The following is a 10,807-nucleotide window of genomic DNA, read 5'->3' as shown; positions in this document are numbered from 1 at the left end:
AGAACTTCCGCCCGAGAACGAGAACTTCCGCCCGAGAACGAGAACTTCCGCCCGAGAACGAGAACTTCCGCCCGAGAACGAGAACTTCCGCCCGAGAACGAGAACTTCCGCCCGAGAACAGCCCACCAAACCCCACCCCTCACCCTGAAACAAAAAAAGACACCTCATCTCCCAACCCGAGAATTAGCTGTCTTTTTTACCCTGTTTTTTTATCTTTTTCTAGGACCATCTGTTATTGCGCGAATTGCTGATAATCATTAATGAGCTTGTCCAGTTGTTCACTTTGGCTGATAATTTCTTTAGATGTTAACTCATGAGTATCACTGAGCGCAACCATTTCTTTGCGGCATTTTTCAATTTCCGCCAATAGCTGATATTTGCTCATAAATCTATCCTCCTGTTTTCTTTTCCAGTAATATATGATAGAAGATTACCCATAAAAAAGCAACGATAAACTTTTGAATTTTTCATGACATTTTTGCAAAAGGGCTTTACAATAGTTAAAGAGAGATTTATAAATGAATTGCTCACTATCATATACATAAAAAAATTTTTTTCGAGAAAGTGAAACCTTTTCTATCCTGAATCGTAAACACAAATACCGCAGATGCAGCGGAGGTACCTGTATGGATCAATTTATTAGAGAGAAAATTAAAAGGGTAAAAAAAGGGGATCAGTCCGCATTTGAGGATGTGGTGTCCTTTTATCAGAATAAAATTTATCAGCATTGCTTTCGTATGCTGGGGAATGCACATGAAGCCGAGGATATCGCGCAGGAAACCTTTGTCAGGGTCTATGTTAATATTCATTCGTACGACGAGAAGCGGAAATTTTCCACCTGGCTGTATCGGATTGCCACCAATTTGACGATTGACCGAATCCGCAAGCGGAAACCGGATTACTATCTGGACGCCGAGGTGAAGGGTACGGAAGGATTGAACATGTATTCCCAGCTGGCGAGCGACAAACAAAGCCCCCCGGAGGAAGTGGAGAATCAGGAACTGCAGCGCTATATTCACCGGGAAATTGCCGAGCTTCCGCCCAAGTACCGCAGCATTATTATTTTGCGGTACTTAGAGGAATTTTCCCTGCAGGAAATCTCAGAAACCCTGGATATTCCGCTCGGTACGGTGAAAACGCGGATTCACCGGGGCAGGGAAGCCTTGAGGAAGAAGCTTCGCCATGTGTAAAGGAGTGTGAGATAGATGAATTGTAACCACGAAGCGACAGAGCTTATGCATAAATATTTGGATGGAGACTTAACGGCAAAAGAAGAGTCTGAATTCCGCAGACATTTAGAGGACTGTGAAGCGTGCCAGGAGCATTTCCGCGAGCTGAAACGGACGATCACACTTCTGCAAAGCGGCGAGCACGTTGAAGCACCGCCAAACTTCACGCAGCAGGTGATGCAAAAACTGCCGGCAGAAAAGAAACAGCTTAAATACAAACGCTGGATGAAGGCCCATCCAATGTTCACGGCCGCAGCGATCTTTTTTATCCTCATGATGGGGAGTGTCATGCCCAACTGGAACCAAGACAGTCAACTCGTTGTCTCCAAGCAGGAGGACCTGATCATTCAGGGCGGCACGGTGATTGTTCCATCGGACGTCACAGTGGAAGATGATTTGCTTGTCAAAAACGGCAACTTAATTATTGAAGGCACCGTGGACGGAAATGTCACAATCATTAACGGCGAACTGATCGATGGGGACGAACCGATCGACAGTGAGGGGCTGATGGCATCCGTCGGGGAGATAAACGGTGAACTGCATACCATTGATCAGGCTTTTGAAAAGATTTGGTACCATATCAAGAGCTTTTTTCAGGGCATCTTGGATTTTGCGGGGTAAGGAACTTCCTTATCCCTTTTCTAATTCCGCAGAAAAAATTCCTTTCCAAGCATTGGCAAAATACATGTAAGACCTGATAATATGATATAATATAGGGTGTTATGTGGCGCGAGATACATATTAGATAAGGAAGGGTAAATTTCCTTATCGTAAGTACAACGAAGCCAAGTTTTCTTTTACGAGGGAAGTGTGAACATGCTTGATGGGGATTTCACCTTATTAGAACTGCTGCGCATAGTGATCGATATCAGCCTCGTCTGGTATGTATTCTATAAATTAATTATGCTTATCCGCGGGACCAAGGCGATCCAGCTGTTAAAAGGCATCGGTGTGGTGCTTGCGGTATGGCTCTTGAGTATCCTGCTCGACCTGCAGACAATCCAGTGGCTTACCAACCAGGCGATCATCTGGGGTTTTCTGGTGATTATCATCCTCTTCCAGCCGGAGCTGAGGAGAGCGCTGGAGCAAATCGGCAGGGGTAATCTTTTTTCCAGAAACGCTAAGTCAGAGGAAGAACTGATTGAAAAAGACATAGAAGCGATTATTCAATCTTGTAAATATATGGCAAAACGCCGTATCGGGGCTCTCATTTCCATTGAGCGGGAGACCGGGATTGCTGAGTATGCGGAGACCGGGATTGCTATTAACGGAAAATTGACGCATCAGCTCTTGACCAATATTTTTACCCCGAATACACCGCTGCATGATGGTGCTGTCATTCTCAAGCGTAATGAAATTATCGCCGCGGCCTGCTACCTGCCGCTGTCGGAGAGCCCATTTATCTCCAAGGAACTGGGAACCAGACACCGGGCGGCGATGGGAATCAGTGAAGTGACCGATGCGCTGACCATTATTGTTTCAGAAGAAACGGGCAACATCTCCTGCACCAAAAATGGAGAGCTGTACCGGGAGCTGGATCAGGACAGACTGCGCGACATCTTGAGCGATAATTTGTCCATGTACCAGAAAACCCCTGACAGGAAGGCAAAGGAGCAGAGGGGGAATAAGGATGGATAATTGGTTTAACAGCAAATGGTTCGTCCGTGTAATTTCGCTGGTTTTCGCCGTGCTGCTTTATGTATTTGTATCCGTGGAAATCAATAACACAGAAAATAATGATGACAATGCAGCCCCGGGTAATTCCGATGAAATGCAGACCCTCGAGGAAGTTCCGGTAAACATCCGGATTGATAGTGAAAATTACATCGTCAGCGGTGTTCCGGAGACCGTCTCGGTGACGCTGGGAGGCACGACGGGGATTTTAACGGCAACGGTTATCCAGCAAAATTTCGATGTGTATGTTGACCTGCAGGGACTCGAAGCAGGTGAGCATACGGTGGAAATCCAGCATGATATTAACAATGACCTGGAAGTATATATTGAGCCAAAAACGATCGAAGTAACAATTGAGGAAAGAGCGTCCGAGGAATTTCAAGTAACTGCCGACTTTTTTAATGAAGATCAGATGGCAGACGGATATGAGCTCGGGGAATACCAAGTCACCCCGGAGACCGTCACGATCACAAGCTCACAGCGGGTGATTGATCGGATTGGCATGGTGAAAGTATACGTTAATCTCGACGGTGTGGGTGATGCGATCAACAACCGGGAAGTGCCTGTCAATGTCTATGACAGCCAAGGCAATGAATTGAATGTGCAGGTCGAGCCGGAAAATGTGGAAGTATCCGCAGAAGTTGAGAATCCGAGCAAGACCGTACCTGTCAGTGTAGCAACAACAGGCGAGCTTCCGGAGGGTTATGAAGTAAGTTCGATTACCTCTGGCACCGAAGAAGTGGAGATTTTTGCAAGGACAAGCATCCTGGAAGGCATTGAAGAAGTAACAACAGAAGAAATTGATTTATCCGAAGTCACCGAATCAGGCACCATTGAAGCATCATTAGCGCTGCCTGATGGTGTATCTGTCCCGGAAATGGAAAATATTGAAGTGGCTATTGAACTGGAGCAAACGAGAATCTTTGAAAATGTCGGGATTGAAGCAGAGCCGCCAGAGGCAGGACAAGACGTGAATTTTATCGACCCGGAAACAGGAGAAATGGATTTCACCGTCACGGGCAATCAGGCGGTGGTCAGTGAACTGGCTGCAGAGGATTTTCAAATTGCTGTTAACCTGGATGGGCTTGGAGCGGGTCAGCATCAGCTCCCTGTCACGATTGAAGGGCCGGATCAGGAAAACCTGACAGTGGAAGAGGCACAGGAACAGGTGACAATCGAAATCAGTGAATAGCGCTCCCTAATTGCTTTTTAATGGGAGACAAAGGAGAGGTAAACGATGGGAAAATATTTTGGAACCGATGGCGTCAGAGGTGTTGCCAATGAGGAACTGACACCGGAAATTGCATTTAAGCTGGGACGCTTCGGCGGCTATGTATTGACAAAAGAAAGCGGAAAACCGCGGATTTTAATCGGACGAGACACACGCATCTCCGGACCAATGCTGGAAAACGCGCTTGTCGCAGGTTTGCTTTCCATCGGCGCGGAAGTCATGCGCCTTGGGGTGATCTCTACCCCGGGAGTTGCTTATTTGACCAAAGCGACCAGCTCTCAGGCCGGTGTAATGATCTCGGCCTCGCATAATCCAGTGGAAGACAATGGCATCAAATTTTTCGGTTCGGATGGTTTCAAGCTATCTGATGTTCAGGAAAATGAAATTGAACAGCTGATGGAAAACGAAGACAATCTGCCGCGTCCGACAGGCGGAGACATTGGCATAATCAATGACTATTTTGAGGGCGGCCAAAAGTACCTCTCATTCCTGAAAGACACCGTGGACAATGATTTCGAAGGCATGCAAGTGGCGCTGGACTGTGCACATGGAGCAACCTCCAGCCTGGCCACCCATTTATTTGCCGACCTGGAAGCGGATCTCTTCACGATCGGCTCCTCGCCGGACGGCCTGAACATCAATGACGGCGTGGGCTCCACCCATCCGGAAACATTGCAGGCATTTGTGAAAGAAAAAGGCGCTGATATCGGTCTGGCATTTGACGGGGACGGCGACCGCCTGATTGCCGTTGATGAAAAAGGAAACATTGTGGACGGTGACCAGATCATGTTCATCTGTGCAAAATATTTAAACGAAAAAGGCTTATTAAACGATAACACGGTTGTTTCCACTGTGATGAGCAACCTCGGCTTTTACAAAGCACTTGAAGAACACGGTATGCGCAGTGAGAAAACTGCCGTCGGAGACCGCTACGTCATGGAAGAAATGCGTAAAGGCAGCTACAATCTGGGTGGCGAGCAGTCCGGCCATATCATTTTTCTGGAACATACGACGACAGGTGACGGTATGCTGTCTGCCCTGCAACTGGTTAATGTGATGAAGGAAACAGGAAAGCCATTATCCGAACTGGCTAGTGAAATGACGGTCTTTCCGCAAGTGCTTAAGAACGTTAAAGTTATCGACAAGCAGGAAGCACAGACACATCCGCAAATTCAAAGCGAGATTGAGGCAGTAGAAAGGGAACTTGGCAGCCAGGGGCGCGTATTAGTCCGCCCATCCGGCACCGAGCCACTCGTCCGCGTCATGGTGGAAGCACCAACCAAGGAAGACTGCGAGCGCTATGCCGATCAAGTCGCGAATGTGATTGACCAGTTATTGGGAATGAAAGGGTAAGGAGGACCGCTCTCTATTGAGAGCGGTTTTTTTTGTGGGATGAGTGGGCGTGCTGAAATTGGGTGAGGGGACAGGAATTCGGGCGAGTGGCGGGTGAGATCGAGCGGGTTGCTTGGCAATTCGAGCGAGCAGCAGTCCAATTCGAGCGAGATGCGCCCCATAAGCTAGGTTGGGCTAGTACGCGCTAGGTGAACGCTCAAGATGTTGCAGGGAGCCGTCTCAACAACAAAAGAGACAGGAAAAGCCTTCGAAATGTTGTAGAGAAGCGTTCTCAAGGACAAAACCAACCGAAAAGGCGTTCGAAATGTCCGCGAGACTATTTTACAAGGGTAAAACTACCTGGTTGCGCCTCGCTTGTATAGCCCGCTCCCCCACCACCAACCGAATACGCTCACTCGCCCCAGCAACTACATTAAACTACCACTCCCTCCAAAAATCATTTATAATAATAAAAAAGCAAATAACACTATTCAGACACAAAACAACCACAACAAACTAGAGGAGGACTTCCATGATTGAATTTCCAAAACCGACAGTAGAGCAATTTTTCCGCACACATGTAATTACCAACTTCGCGGTGAGCAGTGATGAGAAGCGGCTGATTTTCAGTTCCAATCTCAATGGCAAGGTGAACCTGTGGGCGATGGACCTGCCGGATACATTTCCATATCTGTTCGCTCACCACGATGAGTCTGTCAGCTTTATTAAAACAGACCCACATAATCGCTTTGTGCTCGCCGGCTATGACAAAGACGGGGATGAGAACCACCAGATTTATGCGCTTCCCCCCGAGGGAGGGCTGCCGCAGCCACTCGTCACCGGTGACTCCCAGGAGAAGTATTTTTTCGAGCATCTAAGCGATGACGGAGAGCGGCTCTACTATGGCACATCAGAAAACAACCCTTCTTTCCTTAATATGCACGTTCGAAACCTGAAAGATGGTTCGGATGAGCTGATTAATGAAGGAGAGGGCGGCCCGACTCATCTGGGAGCCATCTCTAATGATGAATCCACATTTGTATATTACAAAGTATTTGCCAATACGTATGTAATCGGGTTTGTAAAAGTCGGTGAGGAAACCTACGACCTGACGCCGGATCCGGAAAAGGTACATACGGTTGGCCAGGCGGTGTTCACCGATAACCAAACGATTTATTTTCCGACCGATTATGAGAGTGAATACAGCTATCTCGCCAAGTTTGATCTGCAAACTAAGACATTTTCCCAAGTTGTCACGCTGGAAAATGAAAGCGTTGAAACAGTTAAATATGATAAATCAAACAACCAGCTCTACCTTGGCACGGAAAAAGGCGTGGAGCACGGCCTCTACCGGTATGATCTGAGCAGTAAGCAGGTGGAAAAACTGGAAAAGCCGGTTGCGTCCATCCATCAGTTGCATGTCGCAAAATCAGGTAACGTATATTTGCTCGGCAACAGCGGGACCCAACCACTGAATATTTTCCAGACCACCAATGGAGAAGATTGGAAGCCGCTGACGAACAACCGGGTGCTTGGTGTCAGCCAAGACGACATGGTCGAGCCAGACGTTGTGAGCTACTCGTCCTTTGACGGCATGGAAATTGAGGCATTGCTGTTTCGGGCTAAACCGGAAAACGATAACGGCCATACGATTTTCTGGCCGCATGGTGGACCGCAGGCGGCAGAGACTAAAACTTTCCGCGCCATGTTTCAGGCCTTCCTGAATCGGGGCTACACGATTTTTGCGCCAAACTTCCGTGGCAGCACCGGCTACGGTTCCTCCTTCGTTAAGCTCGTGGAGCAGGACTGGGGCGAGGGGCCGCGCCTGGATAATGTCGCCGGGATTGAATGGCTGTTTGAAAACAACATCACGGACCGCGAGAAACTGTTCTTGGTCGGCGGAAGCTATGGCGGCTACATGGCACTGCTTCTGCATGGGCGCCATCCGGAATATTTTAAGGCAGTCGTCGATATCTTTGGTGTCTCAAACCTGTTTACCTTTGTCAACTCGGTGCCCGAACACTGGAAGCCAATCATGGAACGCTGGGTCGGGGACCCGGAGCGTGACAAGGAGCGGTTCATCAAGGACTCGCCTGACACTTATCTGGACGGCATGACCAAGCCGATGCTCGTGATCCAGGGAGCCAAGGACCCGCGCGTCGTCAAAGAAGAATCCGACCAGATCGTTGCCAAGCTCCGGGAAAAAGGCCGCGACGTCGAATACTTTGTAATGGAAGACGAAGGCCACGGATTTTCCAAAAAAGAAAATGAAATCAAAGTATACAGCTTGATGCTCGACTTTTTACAGAAGCATCAAGCCTAAAACCCAGCAGGTGAAGCCACATTGAAGGCTTTGCCTGCTTTTTACTATAATCGAAAAATCCATCACCCAGTTGGCAAAATAAATACCACTTTTCCCACCAAACTTTCGATTATATGAGTGAAATCACCTCTCACACTCGTGCGCGTGCTGACATAAACTTTTTACTAACACCCTAAACCAAACAGCGATCCCTGAAAAAAACATTGACGACTTCATCCATTGTAGATTAGAATGAAATAGCCCTGTTTTTTCAGCGCATGCTTGATTGCTAAAAAAGGGTGGATCATCATTTCAAAACAGAAAGGAGCTTCAGAAAAAAAAGGCAACAGAAAGCGCCAGGACTATTTTCCGAACGGTTAGGAAACTAGTTGACGAGGTGGAGGCTAATCGAGATATTCGGCGGATTCCTCCCGGTTGTACATCTCAACCGCCAGGCTTTGTTCTGAAAACCAGCGAGGTGACTCATGGGCCAAGGAACGAGGCAAGATGTCATAACAAACACGAGAAAGGGGCAGCAAGACGCCCCGTTTTAAAGCAGGTCGTGTGCTGCCCCTTCAACAAGGAGGAAGCAACACTATGTGCGGAATTGTAGGATATATTGGAAACCAGGATACGAAAGATGTTTTATTAGATGGACTGCAAAAGCTGGAGTACCGCGGCTATGACTCAGCCGGGATTGCGGTGCTCAATGAAGCAGGAGTCAGCCTGACTAAGGTAAAAGGACGGATTGCAGCACTTCGGGAAAGCGTGGATCACTCTGTTCATGCAACCATGGGGATCGGCCATACCCGCTGGGCGACACACGGCGTGCCAAGTGAGAATAACGCCCACCCGCACCAGAGTGCGTCTGGCAGATTCACTCTGGTTCATAATGGAGTTATCGAAAATTACCTGGAATTGAAAGAGGAATACCTGCATGATGTGGAATTCCACAGTGAGACGGACACCGAGGTGATCGTCCAGCTGATCGAAAAACTTCATGCGGATTATGGCGACACTGCTCAAGCTTTTAGGGAAGCGATGCGTCTTCTGAAAGGCTCTTACGCAATCGGATTGCTTGATAACGAAGATCAGGACACCCTGTATGTTTCCAAAAACAAAAGCCCGCTCTTAGTCGGTCTTGGCGAAGATTTCAATGTGGTTGCAAGCGATGCAATGGCCACATTGAAAGTGACCGATCAATACTTGGAAATTCATGACCGGGAAATGGTGATTGTCAAACGGAATTCCGTGGAGCTGCAAAAGCTGGACGGAACCATGGTGACACGCGAGCCGTACCGGGCAGAAATTGATCCCAATGATATGGAAAAAGGCACGTATCCGCACTTTATGCTAAAGGAAATTGATGAGCAGCCAATTGTCATGCGTAAAATCATCCAGGAATATCAGGATGAAGACAATGAGTTGAAGCTGGATCCAGCCATCCGCCAAGCTGTAAAAGCAGCAGACCGGATCTATATTATCGCAGCCGGCACCAGCTATCACGCTGGACTTGTCGGCAAATCACTGATCGAAAAGTCAGCCCGTATTCCAGTTGAGGTGCATATCGCCAGTGAGTTTTCCTATGACATGCCGCTGCTGTCGGAAAATCCGCTGTTCATTTTCATCTCACAAAGCGGAGAGACTGCCGACAGCCGTGCAGTATTAGTAAAAATTAAAGAATTGGGCTTCCCGGCACTTACGATTACCAATGTGCCAGGATCCACCCTTTCTCGTGAAGCAGATTATACACTGAACCTGTATGCCGGCCCGGAAATCGCCGTGGCATCGACCAAGGCTTACACTGCACAGATTGCTGTGCTCGCTATCCTGGCGGTCGACACAGCCCGGGCGAAAGGGCTTGAGCTGGATTTTGATCCAATGCAGGAACTTGCTATCGCAGCAAACGCAATGGAAATTTTGACCGACCAAAAAGAAGCACTGGAACAGTTGGCAAGTGATTACCTGGCCACCACCCGCAATGCTTTCTTCATTGGCCGCAGTGCGGATTACAATGTCTGTGTAGAAGGTGCCCTGAAGCTGAAGGAGATTTCTTATATTCAGGCAGAAGGTTTTGCAGGCGGAGAACTAAAGCACGGAACCATCGCCTTGATTGAAGATGGAACTCCAGTTATCGCTCTGGCCACCCAGGAAAACGTAAATTATTCCATCCGCGGCAATGTCCAGGAAGTCGTCGCACGCGGCGCCAACGCCATGGTCATTAGCATGAGAGGATTGGAGCAGGACCAAGACGCATTCGTCATCCCTCATGTCCACGAACTGCTAACTCCGCTTGTTAGTGTCGTGCCACTTCAGCTGCTTGCTTACTACGCAGCATTGCATCGGGACTGTGATGTTGATAAGCCGAGGAATTTAGCGAAGAGTGTGACGGTGGAATAGGGTTAAATTCAGGCTTTATGAGTTTTGTCTCCCAAAAACATTGTCCGTCCCTAGGTAACAAAGTTCTTCCCTGGGTAACAAAGTTGGTATGGGAGAGAGACGATAAGAGGAGAAGAACGAGGAGCAAATACCAAGCACCATTCGCTTCTCTATCAATAAAATCCAATCAAATATCAATCAAGAATCAGGCTGGATCCAATAAGGGTTCAGTCTTTTTTCTTCACTCCCTATCTCTCCAAACCCCTATCAGCACTGCATTCAATCAATCTTCAATCAATCATTTCTCAATTCAATACAGTCAAGAAGCCAACGGTTTTAGAAGGAAGAGGTGTGAGAAAAACGAGGAAAATCTTTCACTCATCCCTCTCCAATTCCTTGCTCTCCCACGGAAGAACTTTGTTACCTTTTCGGCTATTTCTCAACTGCGAGATCAGTCCAAAAACGGGCATTTCAGGGAAGAACTTAGTTACCTTACAGAAAAAGGAAAAAGTGGCTTGGAGGTAGGAGGGGCAAGGGATTGAGGGGGATTTTGTGAGGGATAAACTAAGTTACCGCTGAACAAGTTTTTGTTGAGTAGCAATAAAGTCGTTTCATTTACAATAAAGCCATTTAAAAGTTACGCGCATTCGATTATACTAA

The 10,807-nt window shown here is 47.7% G+C and carries 8 protein-coding genes; 7 read left to right on the top strand and 1 reads right to left on the bottom strand.

Annotation, left to right across the window (positions count from 1 at the left end; translation table 11 throughout):
* Positions 1 to 232: 232 nt before the first annotated feature.
* Positions 233 to 385 carry a Spo0E family sporulation regulatory protein-aspartic acid phosphatase gene (locus CEG13_RS16775; RefSeq protein ID WP_100013039.1) on the bottom strand — a complete coding sequence of 51 codons (153 nt, stop codon included), beginning with the start codon at positions 383 to 385 and terminating at the stop codon, positions 233 to 235.
* A gap of 241 nt (positions 386 to 626) precedes the next feature.
* Here CEG13_RS16775 and sigW point away from each other — a divergent pair, with 241 nt between their 5' ends.
* The 7 genes from sigW to glmS all read left to right on the top strand — a co-directional run bounded on the left by sigW (position 627) and on the right by glmS (position 10,168).
* Positions 627 to 1,190: an RNA polymerase sigma factor SigW gene (sigW, locus tag CEG13_RS16770; RefSeq protein ID WP_100013038.1), complete on the top strand. Its 564-nt coding sequence runs from the start codon at positions 627 to 629 to the stop codon at positions 1,188 to 1,190.
* 15 nt (positions 1,191 to 1,205) lie between these two features.
* Entirely contained in the window at positions 1,206 to 1,850 is a 645-nt protein-coding gene (locus CEG13_RS16765; protein WP_100013037.1) for an anti-sigma factor family protein, read from the top strand.
* A 195-nt stretch (positions 1,851 to 2,045) separates the two neighbouring features.
* A complete protein-coding gene (gene cdaA / locus CEG13_RS16760) occupies positions 2,046 to 2,867 on the top strand; it encodes a diadenylate cyclase CdaA (RefSeq protein ID WP_100013036.1) in 822 nt (273 codons plus the stop codon).
* Positions 2,860 to 4,095: a CdaR family protein gene (locus tag CEG13_RS16755; protein WP_100013035.1), complete on the top strand. Its 1,236-nt coding sequence runs from the start codon at positions 2,860 to 2,862 to the stop codon at positions 4,093 to 4,095. The genes cdaA and CEG13_RS16755 overlap by 8 nt, the downstream gene beginning before the upstream one ends.
* Positions 4,096 to 4,140: 45 nt before the next feature.
* A complete protein-coding gene (gene glmM / locus CEG13_RS16750; protein WP_100013034.1) occupies positions 4,141 to 5,487 on the top strand; it encodes a phosphoglucosamine mutase in 1,347 nt (448 codons plus the stop codon).
* Positions 5,488 to 5,998: 511 nt separating this feature from the next.
* Positions 5,999 to 7,789 (top strand): S9 family peptidase, encoded by a 1,791-nt coding sequence (locus CEG13_RS16745; RefSeq protein WP_100013033.1) that lies wholly within the window; start codon positions 5,999 to 6,001, stop codon positions 7,787 to 7,789.
* Between the two features lie 576 nt (positions 7,790 to 8,365).
* Complete coding sequence (glmS, locus tag CEG13_RS16740) at positions 8,366 to 10,168, top strand: glutamine--fructose-6-phosphate transaminase (isomerizing) (protein WP_100013032.1); 1,803 nt, start codon at positions 8,366 to 8,368, stop codon at positions 10,166 to 10,168.
* Positions 10,169 to 10,807: the final 639 nt, after the last annotated feature.

The sequence above is a fragment of the Lentibacillus sediminis genome (genome assembly GCF_002763455.1).
GTDB classification, from domain to species: Bacteria; Bacillota; Bacilli; order Bacillales; family Amphibacillaceae; genus Lentibacillus_D; species Lentibacillus_D sediminis_A.
Note: the sequence above shows the minus strand (reverse complement) of the source record. Positions and strands in the feature narration are given on the sequence as shown.